The organism is Streptomyces sp. NPDC001852 (assembly GCF_042891825.1).
Lineage (GTDB): Bacteria > Actinomycetota > Actinomycetes > Streptomycetales > Streptomycetaceae > Streptomyces.
On sequence record NZ_JBIATN010000001.1, the window covers coordinates 81,772 to 102,956 of the forward strand.

Consider the following 21,185-nt stretch of genomic DNA (forward strand, 5'->3'; position numbering starts at 1 on the left):
TCCTTGTCGCGGATCGGTATGGAGGACCGGGTCCCGGGTCGGGTCAGGAGCCGGTCAGCGGTGGCCCTCGGCGATGGCCTTCTCGGTGGCCGCGCGCACCGCGGCCTCGGTCTCGCCGGTGAGCGGGGAACGCGGCGGACGGGTGGGACCGCCGCGGTGGCCGGCGATGTCCATGGAGAGCTTGATCGACTGCACGAACTCCGTCTTCGAGTCCCAGCGCAGCAGCGGGTGCAACGACCGGTAGAGGGGCAGCGCCGTCTCCAGGTCCCCGGCTACGGCGGCGTGGTAGAGCCGGGCGCAGCTGGCGGGGAAGGCGTTCGGGTAGCCCGCGATCCAGCCGACGGCGCCGGCGATCGCCAGCTCCAGCAGGACGTCGTCCGCGCCGATCAGGAGATCGAGTTCGGGGGCCAGTTCGGCGATCTCGTACGCCCTGCGCACATCGCCGGTGAACTCCTTGACCGCGACCACGCTGCCGTCGCCGTGCAGCCCGGCGAGCAGCGCCGGGCCGAGGTCCACCTTGGTGTCGATCGGGTTGTTGTACGCGACGACCGGCACCCCCGCCTCGGCGACGTGGGCGTAGTGGGCGCGTACGGCGTGCTCGTCGGCGCGGTAGGCGTTCGGGGGCAGCAGCAGTACGGAGCCGCAGCCCGCATCTGCCGCCTGCTCGGTCCAGCGGCGGGCCTCGGCGCTGCCGTAGGCGGCGACCCCGGGCATGACCCGGGCGCCGTCACCGGCGGCTTCGACGGCCGTGCGCACGACGCGGGCGCGCTCCTCGTCGGTGAGGGTCTGGTACTCGCCGAGCGAGCCGTTGGGGACCACGCCGTCACAGCCGTTGGCGATCAGCCGGCGGACGTGCTCGGCGTAGGCGTCGTAGTCGACGGAGAGGTCCGGCCGCAGCGGGAGGGCGGTGGCGACCATGATGCCGCGCCAGGGACGGTCGGGGTTCCAGGAAGTGGAGGTCACGTCGGTTGATCCCTTGATAGAGTGTGACATTTTACTTGCGCCCGCTCGGTCCGGTGAGGTGTGACGAGCGGAGTCATGCGTGGATTCAGTCGGTCTCGTGGGGCTCGCCGGGCTCGTCGAGCGAGGCGAGTGCGCCGAGTGGCACCGGTACGGCGAGCGGCCGGCGCTCGGCGGACGGCGGCACCGTGCCGTCGCCGCGTGCCGCGAGGCAGGCCACGGCGGTCCCGCACATGCGGCCCTGGCACCAGCCCATGCCCGCTCGGGTGAGCAGCTTCGCCGTACGGGCGTCGCGGGCGCCGAAGCCGGCGACCGCCTCCCGGATGCGGCCGGCGGTCACCTCCTCGCAGCGGCACACGTCCGTGTCGTCCGTCAGCCACTCGCTCCAGCCGGGGCCGGGGGTGTGCGCGGCTGCCATGGTGTCGGCGAAGGCACGCATCCGGTCACGGTGACGGCGCAGGGCGCGGGCTCGCCCGTGCTCGGTGAGGGACGGATTGCCGTGCAGTCGGGCGGCGACCGCGATGCCCGCCAACTCGCCTTCTGCACGGGCAAGTTGCGCGCCGCCGATGCCGCCGGTCTCGCCCGCTGCCCAGACGCCGGGGACCGAGGTCTGCTGCAGGTCGTCCAGGGCGAGGGCCGTGGTCGCGTCGGGGGTTCGCCGGGTCGCGCAGCCGAGGCTCGTGGCCAGGTCGATCTGCGGGACCAGCCCGTGTCCGACGGCCAGCGCGTCGCACTCGATGCGCTGCCCCGTTCCCGGCACCGGCCGCCACCGCGGATCGACGCGGGAGACGGTCACGGCCTCCACCCGGTCGGTGCCGTGCACCTCGGTGACCGCGCTGCGGGTACGCAACCGCACGCGGTGGCGCAGCAAGGCCGAACCGTGGACCACGGCCTCGGCGAGCTTGCCCGGATTGCCGGCGAGGACATACGGATGGCGTGCATACCCGAGATAGCCGGAGGCCTCCACGACGGCGGGGACGCGCGCCCCGGCCGCGGACAGTGAGGAGGCCACGGCGAGCAGCAGCGGCCCGCTGCCCGCGACGACGATCCGCTTCCCCGGCAGCACGAGCCCGGACTTGAGCATCGCCTGGGCGCCCCCGGCACTCACCACCCCGGGCACCGTCCAGCCCGGAAAGGGCAGGTGCCGCTCGTACGCACCGGTCGCCAGCAGGAGCGCGCGGGCCCGCACCCGTACCGGGCGCTCGTCCTCGCCGTCGGCGCCCGTGACGGCGTGCACCGCCCACCGCCCCCCGCTCTCCCGGACCACGCTCCACACGTGATGCCCGAGGAGCCGTGCGGTGTCGCTCGCCTTCAGACGTCGGCGCAGGCCGTCGAAGGCGGCCCAGTCGTGATGCAGGGCGTGCGGCCGCACGGCGCCGAGGGCCGGGTCCGGATGCCGGTGGAACTGGCCGCCGAGCTGTCCCGAGGCATCCAGCAGGGCGACGGACAAGCCCCGTTCCGACGCGGCGACGGCACCGGCGAGCCCGGCGTTGCCCGCGCCGATCACGGCCAGGTCGTACGGTTCAGACGCCGAGTCCGGCATGGCCGTGTCCCTCCTGGGTGGTGATCGCGTCACCGGGACGCGCGGGCAGCAGGCAGGCTCTTCTGTTGGGCTCGCCGTTGACGGTGGCCAGGCAGTCGTAGCACTGTCCGATGCCGCAGAAGGCACCGCGTGGGCGGCCGGTGTTCCGCGTGGTGCGCCAGGCGAGGATCCCGGCCCCCCACAGGGCGGCGGCGAGGGACTGCCCGGGCAGCGCGGTGACGGTGCGGCCGTCGACGGTGATCTCGAACGGCGTACCGGGGCGTGCCCCGACCAGTTCACCGGGGGTACGGGCCACGGCGGCCTCCTCTCGAAGAGTCGAAGAGCGGACGGGTCAGGAGACGGATGTGAAGCGGCCGGGGCTGAACGGGCCGACGTCCACAGCGGGTTGTTTCCCGGTCAGGATCTGGGCGACGAGCAGTCCGGTGGCCGGAGCCAGTCCGATGCCCGCGCCCTCGTGGCCGCACGCGTGCAGCAGTCCTGGCCTGCGGGGATCGGCGCCGATCGCCGGCAGGTGGTCGGGGAGATAAGGGCGGAAGCCGGCATAGGTCCGTATCGCCCGCACCCCGGCCAGTACGGGGAACAGCGCGGTGGCCTGGGCGGCGAGGCGACGCAGCACCTCGACGGACAGGGTGCGGTCGAAGCCCACCCGCTCCCGGCTGGCGCCGATCAGCACCGGGCCCGCCGGGGTACCTTCCACGACGGCCGAGGTCTGGAGGGCGGCCGACCCGCTGGCCACGTCGGCGACGTAGTCCGCCGCGTACACCTTGTGGCGGACCACGCGCGGCAGAGGTTCTGTGACGAGGACGAAGCCGCGGCGGGGCAGGACGGGCAGGTCGAGACCGGCGCGTCGGGCCAGTTCGCCGCCCCATGCGCCGGCCGCGTTCACCACCTGCGGGGCGTGGAGGGTGCCGGTGGACGTCCGCACGCCGGTCACCTCGCCGTCCGCCCCGGTGAGGACGTGCGTGACCTCCTCGCCGAGGCGGATCCGGGCGCCTGAGGCACGCAGCAGGTGAGCCGCGGCCAGCGCGGGCTGGACCTGGGCGTCCTGGGGGTAGTGGAAGCCGCCCGCCAGTGTGGGGGCGAGGTGCGGCTCCAGGTCGCCGAGCCGGTCGCCGGGGATCTCCTCCGCCTCGACTCCGGCCTTGTGCTGTCCGGTCGCGAAGTCCCGCAGGGCGTCCATCCCCGTGGCGTCGGAGGCGACGACCAACCCGCCCTTGGCCTCGTACTCGATCTGCGGCGGAAGGGATGCGGCCAGCTCCCGCCACAGCCGTGCGGACAGCAGGGCGAGTTCGAGTTCGGGTCCGGGTTCCTTGTCGGAGACCAGGAGGTTTCCCTCTCCAGCGCCGGTGGTTCCGCCGGCGACGGAGCCGCGGTCGATCACGGTGACCGAAAGACCGGCGCGGGCGGCGTGGTAGGCGCAGGCTGCACCGACCATTCCCGCCCCGACGACGATGACGTCCGAGGAATTTCTCGTGGGCACGGGCAGTAATATTTCACATTGCACAGTGGCTTGCCAAGGGTCCGGGTGCCGGCGTCAGTGGCAGATCACGTGTGACATTTCACATGGGACTGCGAGGTCCCGACCCCTGCCGGAAAGCGCGTGCCGCTCCCTACCATCCGCGCCATGGATCTGGAGGTGCGGCATCTGCGGGTGATCTGCGCGATCGCGGAGGCCGGAAGTCTGACCCGTGCGGCCGCGACGCTGCGCATGACCCAGCCCGGGCTCAGCGCTCAGTTGCGGCGCATTGAGGCCATGCTGGGCGGGCCGATCTTCGACCGCGGGCAGACCGGTGCCGAACCCACCGCGCTGGGCGAGCTGGTGCTCACCCGGGCGCGCGCCATCCTGCCGGGCATCGACGGCCTGCTGGCCGACACGGCCCGCGCCGCCCGCTGCGGAAGCGCCCCCGGCCGCGTCCGCCTGGGAGCGGTGGGCGGGCCACTGCTCGCCGATCTCATCGTGGCCACAAGGGAACTGATCCCCGGTTCGGACGTGACGACCCGGTGCCAGTACTCCCCGTCGCCGCTGCTGGACGACCTCGCGGCGGGACGCCTGGAAGCGGCGGTCCTCGGTGACAACCCCGGCCACGAGCTCCCGCCCCGCGAAGGCGTGGCCCTGCACCCGGTCGTCACCGAGCCCGTCTTCGCCCTGCTCCCGTCCACCCACCCGCTGGCCGTCCGTGAAGAGGTGAGCCTGAAGGAACTCATCGCGGATGACTGGGCCATGCCCCACCCGGACAGCGACCGCACGCGGGAGTACTGGGCGTCCGTCTTCGCCCGGACGGGCCGTCAGCCGTGCACGCCCTACGAGGCGGAAGGCCGGCAGCTGATCGACATCGTCCGGACGGGTCTGGCTATCAGCCTCTGCCAGGCGACCTTCATCGAGGTGCCCGGCGTCGCCGTGCGGCCGCTCGCCGGCAATCCGCTCTGGTACCGCCATGTGCTCGCCTGGCGCCATGACGGGCCGCTGGCCGCACACGGCGACGAGATCGTCCGGCGGGTCGCCGAGGGATATCTCGCCACCTGCGGCGACACCCCGGCCTACGCACGATGGCGCGGTCGCCATCCGGAGCTGCTACGCCTGCCGGAGTGAGCCACCGCTCGGCAGGCGGGCGGCCCCTGGGGTCTGCCAGGTGCGGGCCGAGCCGTCCTGGCCTGCGAGCATCGCCGGGCGGCCCCAGTAGTCGACCGACGACGCCGAACGCGGTTCGCGAGGCCGGGACATGCCCGCATCCACCGCGCGCCCCGGCTCGCGCAAGTCCCGGGTGGGGCATCACTGCTTGGTCAGCGTGATCCGATCGTGAAGAGGGCTGCTGTCATCCACGTCGATCCGCACGCCCGTGCCGGGGTCGGTGAAGGACTGCCCGGTGTGGAAGGCCGCCATGTCCAGGGACTGACAGCCGGAGGGCGGGGTGGTGTCGGGGTTGCCGTTCATGACCTGGACCGGGCCGTAACCGGTCTGGGTGGAGGAGTCCACCTTGTAGATGAGCACGCCGGTGGAGCAGGCGTTGCTGTCCGCGCCGACGGCCCTGCGGGACTCGGCGACGTAGGCGGTGGTCTCGCCGGTACGGATCACCGCGATCTTCGTTCCGCCGGGGCTTTCGACGGCCTTGAGGAGGACGGTGCGGCTTCCGGTCGAGGGGAGACAGGCGACCTGGCTGTCGTCGATCCAGCCGAACTTCCACCGCTCCCAGCCCAGGTGCTGCGGGGCGGCGCCGGCGATATTGCCCATGAGGTCCCAGCCGCGGACGAAGCGGTGGTAGTCGGTGCCGGTGAACGCGTAGAGGTCGGGCAGGCCGAAGGTGTGGCTGGTCTCGTGGTCGGCGACCTTGAAGCCCCAGTGCCACATGTCCTGCCCGAACGTCACCGCCCACTTCACGCGGCTTCCGTCGGCGGTGACGCCCGCGGTGGTGGGGTCGTACAGGTACGTCGGTGAGAAGCTGATCGCGGAGGCGGACTTGGCCGGGACGATGTAGACCATGTCGTACCGGGAGAAGTCGACGTACGGATCTGCCGCGGCCACCGCCTGCCGGACGTACGCCTCGTGCTGCTCGAAGGTGATCCCGCGTTGGAAGCCGTAGCTGGTGGACTCCTGCGGCATCCGGATCCAACGGGTCAGCGGGGTGATGTCCAGAGAGGTGCGGCCGTAGGAGTCCCGCTCCATCCAGTCGCCGGCCGGGGCCAGTTCCCGGTAGGAGGCGGACGTGGAACCGGAGGCCTGGGCGTCGGGGAAGTCGACGAACAGCATCAGCACGTGCTTGGTGCCCAGCGGCCGCTGGAACCGGGTGTAGTCGGTGGCGTGGCCCTCGTCGGTCCAGCCGGTCCTGCCGGGGAGGGCGCAGTCGGTGGCGGTGGCGGCGCTGTGCGCCGGCGCCGCGGTCGCGGTCGGGGCGACGGCGGTGAGCGACAGGAACGCCGTCGCCGCGGCGCCCGCGGCAAGGGCTCTGAGACTCTTGACGGATCCGGACATGTCTCCTCTTCTCTTCTCTGCTTCGGGGTGGGGGAAGGACGTCAAGCGGGTGGGTGCGGGGGAGGACGTCAGGCCCGGTCGACGGCCATGTCCATCAGCCGGGACAGCACGACTTCGCCGGACGCGGACACCCCGTCGTGCTCCCACTCGTTGGTGACCCAGGCGCGCAGCGCGCCGACCGAGCACGCGGTGGCCAGGGACAGCTCCGCGGGTACGTACATGTCGTCGTGGTAGATCGCGGCGGCCACCGGCACCTGGTTGGCCGCCAGCCGCGACGGTGCGTACAGCGCCGGCCAGTCGGCTCGCTCGGCCAGCAGCCGGACCGCGTCGCGGAACGGCCGTAGCCCGGCGATCTCCTGGAACATCCAGGGATAGAACATCTCGCCCGTGAACAGCAGCGGGTCGGCGTCCTCACCGAACTCCGGGCGGTCGGTGAGCGCCCGGGCGGCGGCCCAGTCGGTGGGCTTGCCGCCCTGCGCGAAGATGGATTCCTGCAGTACGGCGAAGAGGGGGTTGTCGACGAACCCCGTCAGGTTCATCACCTGCTGCAGGAAGGTGGCCGAGAGGTCGCCGTCGGTGCCGACGGATTCGTCCAGCAGCCAGTGCAGGCGCTCGGCTCCATCCCCCATGCCCAGCATCAGGCCGAGGGTGCGCAGTCGCCGCACGGTGAGACGGTCGCCGTCGGGCAGGTGGACCGTGCGGCGGTCGAGGAGGCCGGCGATCCGCCGGACCAGCTCCCGGTCACCGGGGTAACGGGCGTAGAAGGCGGTCACCTTCTCCCTGACCTTGGGATACGTGGCCGCGTAGACGTCGTCGGCCGTGGCGTACAGGCCGGGGAGGCCGCCGGTGACGTAGCAGGCACGCAGTCCCTGAGGGGCCCGGGAGAGGTAGGTGAGGGTGAGGAAGCCGCCGTAGCTCTGGCCGAGCGTCTCCCACGGCTCGTCGCCACACAGCCGGTGCCGGATCAGTTCCGCGTCGGCGACGATCGAGTCCGCGCGGAAGAGGGCGAGATGGGCCGCCAGTTCCCGGGCGTCGGAGAACCGTCCGGCCGACCGGGCCGTGACCGGGGTGCTGCGGCCCGTGCCGCGCTGGTCCAGCAGCAGCACCCGGTGGGTCCTCAGGGCACGCGCGAGCCAGCCCGCGGTGGCGTTCAGGGGCCGCGGCGCCTTTCCGCCCGGCCCGCCCTGCAGGTACAACAGCCAGGGCAGGCGCTCGCCGGCGCGGGCCGGGTCGGACACTTCCCGGGCGAACACCTGGATCGAGCCTCCCGCGGGGTCGGCGTGGTCGAGCGGCACGGTGAAGGTGTGGTCGGTGACGGCGAGGCCGGGCAGGCGGTAGCTGTGGCTCATGAGGTCCTTTCCTCGGCGGACGACCCGGAACGCGGCTCGGTCGTCCGCCCGGTCAGCGGCTCGGGGTAGTGGCAGGCGACCTCGTGGCCCGGGGCGACCGGGCCGAGCGCGGGCCGTTCGGTGGCGCAGCGGTCGGCCGCTCTCGGGCAACGGGTGCGGAACGGACAGCCGCTGGGGGGATCGAGGGGGCTGGGCAGGTCGCCGTGGAGAACGATCCGCTCGCGGGTGCGTTCGGCGTCCGGGTCGGGCAGGGGTACGGCGGAGAGCAGGGCGTGGGTGTACGGATGCGCGGCGCTGCCGTAGAGCGTGTCCCGGTCGGCCGTCTCCACGACCGTGCCCAGGTACATCACGGCGACGCGCGTGCTGATCTGACGCACGGCGCCGAGGTCGTGCGCGATGAACACGTAGGCGAGCCCGTACTCCTGCTGCAGGTCCTTGAGCAGGTTGAGGATCTGCGCCTGGACCGACACGTCGAGCGCCGAGACGGGCTCGTCGCACACCACCAGTTTCGGCCGCAGTGCCAGCGCCCGGGCGATCCCGATGCGCTGCGCCTGGCCGCCGGAGAACTCGTGGGGATAGCGGGCGGCGTGCTCCGGCCGCAGGCCCACCCGCTCCAGCAGTTCCTCCACCGGCTCGTCGGGAGTCAGCCCCTGGTAGCGGTACGGCGCCGTCAGGATCTGCCGGACGGTCTGGCGGGGGTTCAGCGAGGAGAACGGGTCCTGGAAGATCATCTGCAGGTCGCGGCGCACGGACCGCAGCAACGGCTCGTCCAGTGTGGTGAGTTCGCGCCCGGCCACGCTGATCGTGCCCGAGGTGGGTTCGACGAGCCGGGTCAGCAGCCGGGCGACGGTGGACTTGCCGCAGCCGGACTCGCCGACCAGACCGAGCGTTTCCCCCGCGTCCACCCGCAGCGACACCCCGTCGACCGCCCTGACGTGCCCGGCGAGCCGCCGGGTCAGGCCGTGTCGTACGGGGAACCGCTTGACCAGGTCGCGTGCTTCGAGCAGGGGCGCGTTCACGCGGTCACCTCCGGCGTCGACAGGGTGGGCAGGCGGTCGGGCACGGGCCCGTCGACGCGGGGTACGCAGGCGAGCAGGCCCTTGGTGTAGGTGTCGCGCGGGCGGTGGAACACCTCGCGGACCGGGCCTCGTTCGACCGCGCGGCCGCCGTACATCACGACGACCTCGTCGGCCAGACCGGCGACCACGCCCATGTCATGGGTGATGAGCATGATCGCGGTGCCGGACCGCTCCCGTAGCTCCCGCAGCAGTTCCAGGATCTGGGCCTGCACGGTCACGTCGAGCGCGGTGGTCGGTTCGTCGGCGATGAGCAGGTCGGGCTCCAGGCACAGGGCCATCGCGATCATCACGCGCTGGCGCATGCCGCCGGAGAACTCGTGCGGGTAGGCGCGGGCGCGCCGTTCGGGCTCGGGGATGCCGACCCGGTCCAGCGTCCGCACCGCGACCCGGTGTCCCTCGCGGCGCCCGGCCCGGCGGTGCGCACGGTACGCCTCGGCGATCTGGAAGCCCACCGGGTAGTAGGGGTTCAGGCAGGACAGCGGATCCTGGAAGATCATCGCGATCCGGTCGCCACGCAGCCGGCGCAGCGCCCGCCCGCCCAGACCGGTCAACTGCTGCCCGTCGAAGCGGACTTCACCCGTGACGCGGGCGTCGGGCAGCAGGCCCATGACGGCCAGGCTGGTCACGGACTTGCCGCTGCCGGACTCGCCCACCACGCCGAGCACCGACCCGGCGGCCAGGTCCAGGTCGAGTCGGTCGACGGCGCGCACGCCGCCCGCGAAGTCCACGGTCAGGTCTCGTACGGTCAGCAGGGTCATCCCACGGCCCTCACTCTCGGGTCCAGGAGCGCGTAGACCAGGTCCACCACAACGTTGGCGATCACGACGAACGCCGCGGCGAACAGCGTCACCCCGAGGATCACCGGCTGGTCGGCGCTGTTGATCGCGTCCGCCGCGAGCTTGCCCACGCCGGGCAGGCCGAAGACCGACTCGGTGATGAGGGCGCCGCCGAGCAGCGCGCCGAGGTCCATGCCGAAGATCGTCACGATGGGCATCAGCGCCGGCCGCAGCGCGTGGCGGCGCAGCACGGTCGGCTCGGGCAGGCCCTTGGCGCGGGCGGTGCGGACGTAGTTCTGGCCGAGGCTGTCGAGCATCTCACCGCGGGTGATCCGGGCGTAGATGCCGGCGTAGAGCATGGCCAGCGTGATCCACGGCATGACCATGGACTGGGCCCAGCCGACCGGGTCCGCGGTGAGCGGTATCGCCTGCGGATAGGGCAACAGGCCCAGCTTGACGACGAGCAGGTACTGCAGCACCAGGGCGGTGAAGTACACCGGCAGCGAGACGCCGCCGAGCGCGGCCGTCATCGCCGCCCGGTCCCACAGGCTGCCGCGGCGCAGCGCGGAGATCACCCCGGCCGTGACGCCGGCCAGCAGCCACAGCACCGCCGCGCCCAGGGCGATGGAGATGCTGACCGGCAGCCGGTCGGTGAGCATCAGCCACACGGGCTGGTCGGTCTGGAAGCTGAATCCCAGGCACGGAGCGGGACAGTGCACGGCCTGCGCACCCGTGCCGTACGTACGACCGGTGACGATGCCGGCGAGGTAGTCACGGAACTGCACGAGCATCGAGTGGTTCAGGCCGAGCGTGGTGCGGATCTCCGCGATGCGCTCCGGGCTGCACGCCTTGCCGCAGGCGCCCTGCGCCGGGTCGGCGGGCATCAGATAGAAGATGGCGAAGGTGGCCGCGCAGATCACCAGCAGGATCAGCGCCGTCGCGGCCAGTCGGCGCAGGACATAGAGGATCATCGGCGCCGGCTCCGGGGATCGAGCGCGTCCCGTACCGCGTCGCCCAGCACGTTGAAGGCGAGCACGGTGGCGAACAGGAAGCCGCCCGGGATCAGGAAGTAGACGGGGTCGGCGGCGTACCACGGCACCGCGGCGGCGATCATCTGCCCCCACGAGGGGGTCGGCGGGCGCACCCCGACGCCGAGGAAGGACAGGCCCGCCTCGGTGGCGACGTAGCTGGGGATCGACATGGTCGCCACCACGAGGACCGGCCCACTGAGGTTGGGCAGCACCTCCCGCACCAGCAGGGCGCGCCTGGAGGCACCCAGCACGCGGGCCGCGGCCACGAACTCGCCGCGGGCCAGCACCATCGCTTGCCCGCGCACGATCCGCCCGACGTACGGCCAGCCGAAGAAGCCGAGCACGACGACCAGCAGCAGTTGCCGGTTCACGCCCGGCGCCGCGGAGATCAGCGCGATCATGAAGATGAGGGCGGGAAAGGACAGGAGCAGGTCCATCACCCTGCCGACGACGGTGTCGGTCCAGCCGCCGAAGAACCCGGCGGCCAGTCCGAGCGCCGTTCCGAGCGCCACCGAGACGGCGGTGGCGAGCAGGGCGATCAGCAGCGAGACCCGGGCGCCGTAGACGACACGGGCGAGAATGTCCCGGCCGCTGCCGGGCTCGACGCCCAGCCAGTGCCGGGCGCCGACACCGCCTCCGGCGCCGCGCGGCAGTCCGCCGAGCGCCGGGTCCACCGCCTCGGAATGGAACTCGGTCGGCGAGTTGCCGGCGGCCCAGGCGATCAGTGGGGCCGCGAGGGCGATGAGCACCAGGAGCACGACCACCGCCAGCGCCACCGTGGCGGAACGCTGGGCCAGCAGCCGGCGCAGCAGGGACGTCTCGTCCGGGCCGACGCGAGGCGGCGTGTCCGACGAGGGCGCGGGGACGGGGAGGGCGGCGGTCACTTGCGCAGCCCCAGGGAGACCAGGTCCAGGCGGCCGACGTAGGCGATGTGCCCGTAGGCGCCCGCGACATGCGGGCCGACCAGGACCGCTGCCTTGTCCCACAGGAAGGGCACGACCGGAGCCTGCCGCATGATCTGCCGGGCGAGTGAGCCGTAGGCGGTCGCGGCGGCCGCCGGGTCCTTCATCCTGGCGATCGCGTCGATACGGGCGTCGACCTCGGCGGAGTCGTACTGGGCGTGGTTGTTGTTGCCCTCGGGCGTGATCAGCCGGCCGTCGAACACCAGCGGCAGGTAGGTGGAGGCGCCGGGCCAGTCGGGTGTCCAGCCGTCGATCACCAGGTCGTGCTCCTGGGCGGTGTTCCCCACCGTGCTGTAGAACGCCGACGAGCTGATCGCGTTGATCTTCACCTTGATCCCGGTCTTGGCCAGGGACGCCTGTACGGCCTCGCCCTGCGCCTGGCCGCCGGCGGTGGCCGGGGTGTCGAGCGTGAGGCTGAGTCCCGAGGCGTGGCCCGACTGGGCGAGCAGCGCCTTGGCCTTGGCCGGATCGCCCTTGCCGCCCGGGCTGGGGAAGGGATCGTCGGGGACGGCACCGGGCAGGGACGGCGGCAGCAGAGTGGTGGCGAGTCGGCCGGCGATCGGTCCGCCCCGGGCGGTGCGCAGGGCGTCCTTGTCCAGCGCGTAGGCGATCGCCTGCCGCACCCGGACGTCGTCGAGCGGCTTGTGCCGGGTGTTGATGCTCAGGTACCGCGTGTTGATCGACTCGCCGGTGACCAGTCGCTTGTGCACCGCGGGGTTGGCCATCACCGGCCCGACCGAGGCCGGGCCGACCGGTTCGAAGGCGACGGCGTCCGCGTCCTGCCCCTGGGCGGCGATGAGCCGTTGGTCGACGACGGCCGGGTCCAGGTTGAGATCGATCACGATCCTGTCCGGCAGCCCCTTGCGCACGGTGTCGGTGGCCGGGCTCCAGTGGGTGTTGCGGACCAGCGTGAGCTGCTTCTTGGGTTCGAAGTCCCCTATCTTGTACGGGCCGGAGGAGAAGGGCCTGCTGTCGTAGCGGACCCCGGTGTCCTTGTCCTGCGGAACCGGGGCGAAGACCGGCAGCGACACCGCGGAACCGAAGTCGGCCACCGGCCGGTTGAGCCTGAAGACGATCGTCCGGTCGTCCGGGGTCCCGATCGAGGCGAGCCCGTGTCCGTCCTTGTAGGGGCCGTGGTAACTCCGGCCCCCTGCAAGCCACATGCGCGCGTACGGCGGCCCTTCGGGGAGTTCCGCGGCGAAGCTCCGCTCGACCCCGTACTTGATGTCCCGGCTGGTGATGGGCCGGCCGTCCTCGAACCTCACCCCCGCCTTGAGCGTGAAGGTCCAGGTGCGGGCCCCGTCGCTCGGGCGCCCGGTGTCCGTCGCCAGATCCGGCACGATCCTTCCCCCGGCCGGCCCCGGTGCCGCCGCGTACGTCGTCAGCGTCCGGTAGATGAGGCGGCCCACGTCCTCGGACGACGTGACGTAGTTGCGGGCCGGGTCGAGGTGCTCCAGGTCGAGGCTGGAGAGCACGTGAAGCGTGCCGCCCTTGCTCGCCGCCCCGCCCTGCCCGTCGCCGCCGTCGGCTCCCCCGCAGCCGGCGACGGTGACGAGTCCGAGGGCGGCAGCCATGGCCATCCCGGAACGTCGTGCTCTCACGATGACTCCTATGTGATGTGACATTTCACTGCGGTGCGCCAAGGGTGTACGGGACCGGGCCCGCACGGCCAGCTCCCGGATCCCCAGAACATCGGGTTATGGACGCTGCTCCCGGGGGGATCAAGCGCTGCCGGTACGTGCCGGAGAGACACAGGGGCGGTGCGGCCGGCGCATGACGCGCCGACCACACCGCCTTCGAGCGCGGGCATCCCGCGCTATGCGCTCACCACTTGTAGGTCCAGACGGTGTCGTTGTACGCGTCGGAGCTGTTGACGTAGATCCGGACACGGGCGGTGCTGTCCTCGAACCACTGACCGGGCTTCCAGGTCTGCATGTCCAGCGTCGTGCAGTTCCCGGTGGGGGCGGCGGCATCGGGGTTGGTGACCACCCGGATCGGCCCGCTTCCGGTGGCGGTGGAGGTGTCGACCTTGTAGATGACGACGCCGGTGGCACAGGCACCGGAGTCGTTGCCCGCGGCCTTGCGGGACTCGGCGACGTAGGCCGTGGTGTCACTGGTCCTGATCACCGCCAGTTTGTAGCCGCTGCCGCCGTATTCCACCCCGTTCAGGGTCGTGGAGTACGTGTTCGCCGTGGACAGGCAGGACACCTGGGAGTCGGTGATCCAGCCGGACTTCCACTCCTCCCAGCCGAAGTACTGCGGCGCCGGACCCGAGATCAGGCCCATGAGGTCCCAGCCGCCGACGTACTGGTTCTGATCGCCGCTGAACGCGTAGAGGTCGGGCAGGCCGAAGGTGTGGCTGGTCTCATGGTCGGCGACCTTGTAGCCCCAGGTCCACATGTCCTGGCCGAAGGTCACCGCCCAGTGGATCGTCACCCAGCTCCGGGTCGCCCCGTTCCACACCTGGGTCGGCTGGGCCGGGTCCTGGACGAAGGTGGGGGAGTGACCGATCGCGGCCGCGGTGCTGGTCGGCACGATGTAGAACATGTCGTACCCGGACAGGTCGACGCCGGAAGCGGCGGCAGCGGTGAGGGCGTCCTTCACATAGGTCTGGTGCGTGGTCCAGGAGAATCCGCGTTCCCAGTTGTAGTCGGTGGAGTTCTTCGGCATGCGGACCCAGTTGCCGTACGGGGCTGTCAGGTCCAGCCATGTCCTGCCGTGGGAGGCGTTCCACATCCAGTCGGCGGCGCCCGACAACTGGCTGTAGTAGGGGGTCAGGGGCAGGGTGGTGCCGGCGGCGTCGGGGAAGTCCACGTAGATCACGGCCACGTGCTTGGTGCCGACGGGGTTCTGGAACCGTGTGTAGTCGGTCTGTTGTCCCTCGTCGGTGTATCCGGTCGTCCCCTGGAGCGCACACGCCGAGGTGCTCCCGTTGTCCGCGTGGGCGGGGTGGGCGGGGCCGATCACCAGGGTGAGCAGGGCCGACAGGACGATCACGAGTGAAGCTGCGCGGGACGTGTGTCTCGTTGCGGCTGGAAAGCGCATGGTGCCTCCGGGGACGGGCGAGGGGGAGTGGGGACCCGGACAGCGTCGAACTGCGGGCAGCACGCGGCTGTGTGGGGTGTTGCGGGCGGCACCACAACTATTCGGCCATCCCCGTGTCATCGGGGAGCCGTCAGAAATCCATAACCCGGCGCTATGGGTCATGCGCCGAGCACTCCGGCAGTGTGGTCCCGGTCGTTGTTCGCTTCGGTGATGACGGCCGAGGCGAGGCGGCCCGCCGGGTGCGCGCTGCTCGCACCAGTCGCCGAGTTCGGGGCGAGCCGCCGTGTCACGTCCCTCGACGCCCTCGCCCCACGCGAACGTGAGGCACACGCGCTGATGGCCGAGGGCCGTACGAACCAGTCCGTCGCCCGAGCGTTCACCGTCTTCCCCCGGGTGGAGGCCTCTTCGTGACGGGTTCAGTGCGTCTGGCGGCGCCAGATCGAGGGGCTGACGCCCCGAGTGCGCTTGAACGCCACGCTGAAGGCGAAGGGGTCCTCGTACCCGACCTCGCGGGCTGCGGCGGCGACGGTCGTCCCGGCGTCCCGCAGCAGGTCCGCCGCCAGGGTCATGCGCCAGCCGGTGAGGTAGGTGAGCGGGGGTTCCCCGACCAGCGCGGTGAAGCGGGCGGCGAACGCCGCACGGGAGATGCCGACCCGGGCGGCCAGCCCGGCGACCGTCCACCGACGGGCGGGATCCTCGTGCAGCAGGCGCAGCGCCTCGCCGATCACCGGATCGGCCAGCGCCCGGTACCAGGCGGGTGCCGTCCTCGTCCCGGCGCACCAGGCCCGCAGCGCCAGCACGAGCAAGAGGTCCAGCAGCCGGTCCAGCACGGCGTCCTGACCGGGCTCGTCGCGGGTGGCCTCGGCGGCGAGCAGGTCCAGTGCCGCCCGGGTGGCCGGACCGGTGGGTACGACCGCCAGCGGCGGCAGCATGCCGAGCAGACGGTCGCCGACGTCGCCGCCGAGGTCGTAGGCGCCACGGAGCATGATCGTGGCCCCGGGCAGGCCGTCGCCGTAGGTGCGCGGCGCCAGGCTCCGCTGTGTCTCCGGCGCTTGTGCGGACCCGCCGACGACGCGTTTCGTCCGCCCGTGGATCACGACCTGCGGCGCGGTGGCAGGGTCGTCGGCGATCGTGTACCGGCCGGGGCGGGTGATGAGGGCGATGTCGCCCGCGGCGAGCCGTACCGGTGCGGTGCCCGCGTCGTCGATCCGCACCGATGCGTGACCGGCGAGCGTGGTCACGACCGTGAGCGGTGGCGGATCGGTGAAGCTCAGCGACCACGGAGGACGCTGGATCAGTTGCCTGACCCACGCGTTCCTGGCCCTCGCTCGGTGCAGCAGATCGCTGAGGACGTCCACGTCCCGACGTTAGACGATCGCAAAGGAAGCTGCGACGTTCTCCCATGGATCGTCCATGGGTCGCTGGGATTGTCTGTACGGCATGAAGACCATCCTCGTCCTCGGCGGCACCGGCAAGACCGGCAGCCGCGTCGCCCGGCGCCTCGGGGCCGCCGGCCTGCCGGTCCGCACGGCATCCCGCACCGGCGGCGACTGCCGCCTCGACCTTGACGACCCGGCGAGCTGGGCGCCCGCGCTCGCCGGCGTCACGGCCGCCTACCTCGTGGAGCCCAGCCTGGCGGGCAGCACCGACCACCAGGCGCGCATCCCCCGGTTGGTGGCCGAGGCGGTCGCCGCGGGCGTGCGCCGCCTGGTGCTGCTGTCCGCCCCTCGCGCGGGCGAGGACGGCCATCCCCTGTATGCCGCCGAGCAGGCCGTGCGCGGCTGTGGCGCCGACTGGACCGTTCTGCGCCCGCAGTGGTTCGCGCAGAACTTCAGCGAGGGACCCTGGCGGCACGGGATTCTCGGCGGGACCCTGGCCCTGCCGACCGGTGACGGGCGCACTCCGTTCGTCGACGCCGAGGACATCGCCGAGGTCGCCGTGGCGGCGCTGACCGAAGAGCGCCACAGCGGCTGCGTCTACGACCTGACCGGCCCACGGGCTGTCGGCTTCGGTGAAGCGGCCGACCTCATCGCCGAGGCCACCGGGCGTACGATCCGTCATGTCGATGTCGAGCCGGAGGTCTTCATCGAGCGTCAGGTCGCCGCCGGCGCCTCACCCGACGTCGCCCGCCTGCTCACAGAACTCCTGGTGGCCCTCCGCAACGGCTCGGGCGCCGCGCTCTCCGACGGAGTGGAACGAGCCCTCGGACGACCACCCAGGACTTTCGAGACCTTCGTGACCGGGACCGCGGCCGCAGGTCACTGGAACTGAGCAGCCCGCCGGTAGTCTTCGGCCATGAGTGATCATGTGATCCCGAACTCGCAGAGCCGCAGCCCAGCCAGGGGAACCGCTGGGTACGCGGAGTCGGCGGACGCACTGGTCGTTCAGTACGAGGAAGTCACCTTCGAGGAAGTGCACAGCGCCGTGCTGCAGTTGGTTCCTGCGCGGCCCGGCCGCATCCTGGACGTGGGCGCAGGAACGGGGCGCGACGCTGCGGCGTTGGCGGCCCGCGGACACCGCGTCGTCGCCGTTGAGCCGACCCCGGAGCTGCGGGAGCACGGACAGCGGATTCATCCGGACAGTGCCATCGACTGGGTCGACGACACTCTTCCGGATCTCCTCTCGAGCCGGGGCCGGTTCGACGCGGTCTTCGCCACTGCGGTGTGGATGCACCTGGACGCCGGGGAACGCCGACGAGCGATGGCCAGGATCGCCGGCCTCCTGGCACCTGGTGGCCGCTTCTTCGTGAACCTCCGGCACGGCCCCGTGCCGGAGGGCCGCCACATGTTCGACGTCTCCGCCTCTGAGACGGTTGAGTTGGCCAGTACCCACGGGCTGCGGACGGTCCACCTCAGCGAGCGCGCCGACCTTCACGGGCGGGACGGCGTCCGGTGGACCTGCCTGGTGCTGCAGTGGGAGAGCGCTGAGAACTCGGCTGCTTGAACACGGGTTGCCGATGCCGGCCGGAAGACCCCGTCGCACGCGACAAGCCCGGCGACGCCGGAGGTCGTCGCGGGATACTGGTCGCCATGGACGAGGTCGAGGTCGTCGTCGCCCATTCCGAGCGCGCGACCCTGCGCGTCGGCGACGTGTTCCTGAAGGTGGACGCCGATCAGGCGCGCATCGACGTCGAGGTCGAGGCGATGGCCCTGGCGCCGGTGCCGACCCCGGAGGTCCTGTGGCGCAAGCCGCCCGTGCTCGCGATCGCCGCGGTCCCGGGGAGGGCGCTGGGCCGGCTCGGTGAGCCGTCGACCGCTTCGCCGGCGGCGTGGGCCGCGGCGGGTGCCGCCGTCCGGGAGTTGCACGACGCGCCGTTGCCGCCCTGGCCCGGCCGGGCGGGCCGGGACCTCGGCGAGTTGGCCGCGGAACTCGACGGCGAGTGCGAGTGGCTCGTGACGAACGGCGTCCTGCCCGCCGGCCTGGTCACCCGCAACCGCCGGGTGGCCGAGACCGCACTCCGGCTGTGCACTCCGGTGTTCACGCACGGCGACCTGCAGATCACCCACGTGTTCGTCGACGGCGACGAGATCACGGGCATCATCGACTGGTCCGAGGCGGGCCGGGGGGATCCCCTGTTCGACCTCGCCACCTTGACGCTCGGACACGAGGAGCACCTCGGCGACGTCCTCACCGGCTATGGCACTGGTGTCGACCTCGACGTGATCCGCGCGTGGTGGTCGTTACGAAGCCTGCTGGTGGTTCGCTGGCTGGTCGAGCACGGTTTCGACCCGTTCGCGCCGGGCTGTGAGGTCGATGTGCTGAGATCCCGGATGTGAGGCTGCGCGGGTCCGACTGCCATGAGCACCTTCCGGTGTATCGAGCGGGAACCGGTGCAGCAGCGCGACCGCTCCTTCCACGGGCAGGCCTGGGGCCGCCGCGCGTGGCATCGCAACAGTGCGAGGCCGGCCGCGTCGATCCGTGCCTGGTCGCCTCGCACCGCTGCGCGACCAGGGGCGCCGGCGTTCCGGGGCTGAAAGGGTGTCGGGCAGGGCGCGGCCACCGTCGTCGGCCCGTCTGCCCGCCCCACGTGAAAGAGATGTGGAGACCGCCCGAGCCGACACGTGAAATCCCACGTAAGTCCCGAGGGGCGCGTGACGTCGGTGCTCGGGAGTGGCTTTACTAGGTGTCACCCATGGACCATCGCCGGGACCAGGCATGGCGGTTCAGGGTAACGGGAGGACTGTCGATGGCTTATGCCAAGGGGTACGACGTGTCCGACTTCCAGTCGGGCATACCGGGGGACGCGGGGTTCGTCTTCATCAAGGCGACCGAGGGGGCGCACACCGAACAGAGCGGCTACGAGAAGAAGTTGGCGGAGGCACGCCGTCGCAGACTGGTGGTCGGGCACTACCACTTCCTGCACGCGGAGAACGCCGTGGCGGACGAGGTGGACCACTTCTGCCGGGTCGTCGGCCATGTGCCGCAGGGCGAGCTGTTGGCGCTGGACTTCGAGCCGTACGGCCAGAACGTGAGTGACGCGCACGCGACCCAGGTGAAGAACGAGTGGCTGGCGGCGGTGAAGCGGCACTACCCGGACAACCGGGTCGGCCTCTACGTCGACCGCGACTACTGGTTCCGGACGGATGACAACGCGGGTGAATTCCTCTGGATAGCGGACTACGTCACACCGGGCGCGCCCAGGATCCGGGCTCCGTGGAAGTTCCATCAGTACACCGACCGGCCGCTGGACATCGATGTGTACCACGGCACGATGCAGCAGCTGAGGGAGTGGGCGGGGGCCGCGGCGCCGAAGCCGGTCCCCGCGCCACCGCCGCACCCACAGCCGAAGCCCCAACCGCCGTGGCGCGGACTGCAGTTGGTACCGCGGGCCGAATGGGGCGCCCGGCCCTGGCGGGAGCCGAACGGGTCGATCCCGTACCACGAGCCGCGCAAGGGCGTGAAGATCCACTATCTGGGCACGTCCTACACCTTCGGCCCGCACTCCACCTGCGCGGCCTATGTGCGCCGCATCCAGGCCGGGCACATGGACTTCGACAAGTGGTCCGACATCGGGTACAGCTTCGTGGTCTGCGAGCACGGCGTGGTCTTCGAAGGCCGCGGGCTGCAGCGGCGCAACAGCGCCAACGGGAACGTGCCGCTCAACGAGGCGCACTACGCGGTCTGCGCGCTGGTCGGTGCCTCCGGGTCCACCACCCCCACCTGGGACCAGCTCAACGGCCTGCGGGACGCGATCGAGTACTGCCAGAAGCACGGGCCGGCCGGCCCGGAGATCAAGGGCCATCGGGACGGGTACGCCACCGCCTGCCCCGGGCCGGTGCTCTATGCCTGGGTGCGCGAGGGGGCGCCGAGGCCGGCGGGCTCGGGCAAGCCTGCACCGCAGCCCACTCCGAAGCCCCAGCCGACTCCGAAGCCCCAGCCCACGCCGCAGCCCGAGCAGCCGACACGCCGTCAAGTCACCGTCGGCGGCCTGCAGTACGGGTTCGGCGCCAAGGGCATGCACGTCACGGCCGTCGGCAGGGCCCTGGTCGCCGCCGGGTTCGGCACGCACTACCGCCAGGGCCCCGGCCCCGAGTGGACGGACGCGGACACCCTCAACTACGCGGACTTCCAACGCAGTCTGGGCTTCTCCGGCGCTGACGCCGACGGGGTACCCGGCGAGCGTTCGCTGCGCTCCCTGCTGCACGGGGGGATACCGCTCGCCACGGTCGCGCATGTCAAGGTGGTCGCCTCGGCGCGGCACGACCCAGGTGCCCCGCAGGGCGCGACCAGCAACCCGGACGACGTCCTCACCGTCGAACTCGCGCTGGCCGAAGAGGGGTTGCTCGACCGCAAGTGGGTCGACGGCTCCTTCGGCACCAAGACCGTCGCCGCCTACTCGGAGCTGCAGAAGCGTTACGGCTACACCGGGATGATGGCCGACGGCATCCCTGGCAAGGACTCGCTGACCAGGCTCGGCCATGCGCACGGCTTCGCCGTCGAGTGACCTTCTGCCGCGAGAGACTGAGGAGACCGTCATGTACCAGATCGCCCTGTCCCTTTGGCGGACCTTCGTGCCCTATCTGGTGGCCTTCGTCGTGCTGCAGGCCGCCCGGTTGGGCATCCATCTGGACAACGCCACCGTGAACTCCGCGCTCACCACCGCCTTCGGCACGGTCTACTACGCGGTCTTCCGCACGCTGGAACACCGCTACGGCGCCCGCTGGGGCTGGTTCCTGGGAGCGGCCAGACCGCCTGCCTACGCGCCCAGGGGTGCCGCACCCAGCAGCCACGCGATCGACTACTCCAAGCTGCCCGAAGGCGGCTGACGCGCCATCAAGTCGGTTAACTCAGAACGGAGTTGTGAAGGATGTTGGGTCGAAGAGTGCAGATACACGTTCCCGGTCGGAAATGACCGGGAGTGGCCGGATGGAGTCCTTGACTGGTGCGCAATCGGACCGTGAGACTCATCCTGCACTCAGGCACCAGGGACTTCATGCAGACCAGCGCAACGCCTCCGCGGTACGGGTGCCGCG

The 21,185-nt window shown here is 71.6% G+C and carries 20 protein-coding genes; 7 read left to right on the top strand and 13 right to left on the bottom strand.

Annotated features, from left to right (window positions below; all coding sequences use genetic code 11):
* Window positions 1-54 precede the first annotated feature (54 nt).
* The 4 genes from ACFYZB_RS00340 to ACFYZB_RS00355 all read right to left on the bottom strand — a co-directional run bounded on the left by ACFYZB_RS00340 (window position 55) and on the right by ACFYZB_RS00355 (window position 3,983).
* A complete protein-coding gene (locus ACFYZB_RS00340; protein WP_388752440.1) occupies window positions 55-963 on the bottom strand; it encodes a dihydrodipicolinate synthase family protein in 909 nt (302 codons plus the stop codon).
* An 85-nt stretch (window positions 964-1,048) separates the two neighbouring features.
* The gene (locus ACFYZB_RS00345; protein ID WP_388752442.1) at window positions 1,049-2,503 is read right to left on the bottom strand and encodes an NAD(P)/FAD-dependent oxidoreductase; all 1,455 of its coding nucleotides are present in this window, start codon (window positions 2,501-2,503) and stop codon (window positions 1,049-1,051) included.
* Entirely contained in the window at window positions 2,484-2,798 is a 315-nt protein-coding gene (locus ACFYZB_RS00350; RefSeq protein WP_351207459.1) for a (2Fe-2S)-binding protein, read from the bottom strand. Before ACFYZB_RS00350 ends, ACFYZB_RS00345 begins: the two co-directional genes overlap by 20 nt.
* 36 nt (window positions 2,799-2,834) lie before the next feature.
* Window positions 2,835-3,983 (bottom strand): NAD(P)/FAD-dependent oxidoreductase, encoded by a 1,149-nt coding sequence (locus ACFYZB_RS00355; RefSeq protein WP_388752444.1) that lies wholly within the window; start codon window positions 3,981-3,983, stop codon window positions 2,835-2,837.
* 144 nt (window positions 3,984-4,127) lie between these two features.
* Between ACFYZB_RS00355 and ACFYZB_RS00360 the strand changes: the two genes are divergently transcribed.
* The gene (locus ACFYZB_RS00360; RefSeq protein WP_388752446.1) at window positions 4,128-5,093 is read left to right on the top strand and encodes a LysR family transcriptional regulator; all 966 of its coding nucleotides are present in this window, start codon (window positions 4,128-4,130) and stop codon (window positions 5,091-5,093) included.
* A gap of 180 nt (window positions 5,094-5,273) precedes the next feature.
* Here the strand turns inward: ACFYZB_RS00360 and ACFYZB_RS00365 are convergent, their stop codons facing one another.
* From ACFYZB_RS00365 to ACFYZB_RS00400, 8 genes are all read right to left on the bottom strand, one after another.
* Window positions 5,274-6,470, bottom strand: coding sequence for a M6 family metalloprotease domain-containing protein (locus ACFYZB_RS00365; RefSeq protein WP_388752448.1), 1,197 nt, complete (start codon window positions 6,468-6,470; stop codon window positions 5,274-5,276).
* A gap of 68 nt (window positions 6,471-6,538) precedes the next feature.
* Complete coding sequence (locus ACFYZB_RS00370) at window positions 6,539-7,819, bottom strand: alpha/beta fold hydrolase (protein WP_388752451.1); 1,281 nt, start codon at window positions 7,817-7,819, stop codon at window positions 6,539-6,541.
* Complete coding sequence (locus tag ACFYZB_RS00375) at window positions 7,816-8,838, bottom strand: ABC transporter ATP-binding protein (RefSeq protein ID WP_388752454.1); 1,023 nt, start codon at window positions 8,836-8,838, stop codon at window positions 7,816-7,818. The genes ACFYZB_RS00370 and ACFYZB_RS00375 overlap by 4 nt, the downstream gene beginning before the upstream one ends.
* Window positions 8,835-9,656 carry an ABC transporter ATP-binding protein gene (locus ACFYZB_RS00380; protein WP_388752456.1) on the bottom strand — a complete coding sequence of 274 codons (822 nt, stop codon included), beginning with the start codon at window positions 9,654-9,656 and terminating at the stop codon, window positions 8,835-8,837. Before ACFYZB_RS00380 ends, ACFYZB_RS00375 begins: the two co-directional genes overlap by 4 nt.
* On the bottom strand, window positions 9,653-10,645 hold the full coding sequence (locus tag ACFYZB_RS00385; protein WP_388752459.1) for an ABC transporter permease: 993 nt from the start codon (window positions 10,643-10,645) through the stop codon (window positions 9,653-9,655). Before ACFYZB_RS00385 ends, ACFYZB_RS00380 begins: the two co-directional genes overlap by 4 nt.
* Window positions 10,642-11,589 carry an ABC transporter permease gene (locus tag ACFYZB_RS00390; protein WP_388752461.1) on the bottom strand — a complete coding sequence of 316 codons (948 nt, stop codon included), beginning with the start codon at window positions 11,587-11,589 and terminating at the stop codon, window positions 10,642-10,644. The genes ACFYZB_RS00385 and ACFYZB_RS00390 overlap by 4 nt, the downstream gene beginning before the upstream one ends.
* Window positions 11,586-13,268 carry an ABC transporter substrate-binding protein gene (locus ACFYZB_RS00395; protein WP_388752463.1) on the bottom strand — a complete coding sequence of 561 codons (1,683 nt, stop codon included), beginning with the start codon at window positions 13,266-13,268 and terminating at the stop codon, window positions 11,586-11,588. The genes ACFYZB_RS00390 and ACFYZB_RS00395 overlap by 4 nt, the downstream gene beginning before the upstream one ends.
* A 223-nt stretch (window positions 13,269-13,491) precedes the next feature.
* Complete coding sequence (locus ACFYZB_RS00400) at window positions 13,492-14,664, bottom strand: M6 family metalloprotease domain-containing protein (RefSeq protein WP_388752466.1); 1,173 nt, start codon at window positions 14,662-14,664, stop codon at window positions 13,492-13,494.
* A gap of 258 nt (window positions 14,665-14,922) precedes the next feature.
* Here ACFYZB_RS00400 and ACFYZB_RS00405 point away from each other — a divergent pair, with 258 nt between their 5' ends.
* A complete protein-coding gene (locus ACFYZB_RS00405; protein ID WP_388752469.1) occupies window positions 14,923-15,123 on the top strand; it encodes a hypothetical protein in 201 nt (66 codons plus the stop codon).
* Window positions 15,124-15,128: 5 nt separating this feature from the next.
* On the opposite strand, the gene ACFYZB_RS00410 is transcribed toward ACFYZB_RS00405, so the two are convergent.
* Window positions 15,129-16,070: an AraC family transcriptional regulator gene (locus ACFYZB_RS00410; protein WP_388752471.1), complete on the bottom strand. Its 942-nt coding sequence runs from the start codon at window positions 16,068-16,070 to the stop codon at window positions 15,129-15,131.
* 55 nt (window positions 16,071-16,125) lie between these two features.
* Between ACFYZB_RS00410 and ACFYZB_RS00415 the strand changes: the two genes are divergently transcribed.
* From ACFYZB_RS00415 to ACFYZB_RS00435, 5 genes are all read left to right on the top strand, one after another.
* Window positions 16,126-16,983, top strand: a complete 858-nt coding sequence (locus ACFYZB_RS00415) for an NAD(P)H-binding protein (protein WP_388752474.1) — start codon at window positions 16,126-16,128, stop codon at window positions 16,981-16,983.
* 24 nt (window positions 16,984-17,007) lie between these two features.
* Window positions 17,008-17,655 (top strand): class I SAM-dependent methyltransferase, encoded by a 648-nt coding sequence (locus ACFYZB_RS00420; RefSeq protein WP_388752476.1) that lies wholly within the window; start codon window positions 17,008-17,010, stop codon window positions 17,653-17,655.
* Between the two features lie 86 nt (window positions 17,656-17,741).
* Window positions 17,742-18,488, top strand: coding sequence for a phosphotransferase family protein (locus tag ACFYZB_RS00425; protein ID WP_388752479.1), 747 nt, complete (start codon window positions 17,742-17,744; stop codon window positions 18,486-18,488).
* Window positions 18,489-18,898: 410 nt separating this feature from the next.
* Entirely contained in the window at window positions 18,899-20,656 is a 1,758-nt protein-coding gene (locus ACFYZB_RS00430; RefSeq protein ID WP_388752481.1) for a peptidoglycan-binding protein, read from the top strand.
* A gap of 31 nt (window positions 20,657-20,687) precedes the next feature.
* Window positions 20,688-20,978 (top strand): hypothetical protein, encoded by a 291-nt coding sequence (locus ACFYZB_RS00435; RefSeq protein ID WP_388752483.1) that lies wholly within the window; start codon window positions 20,688-20,690, stop codon window positions 20,976-20,978.
* Window positions 20,979-21,185: the final 207 nt, after the last annotated feature.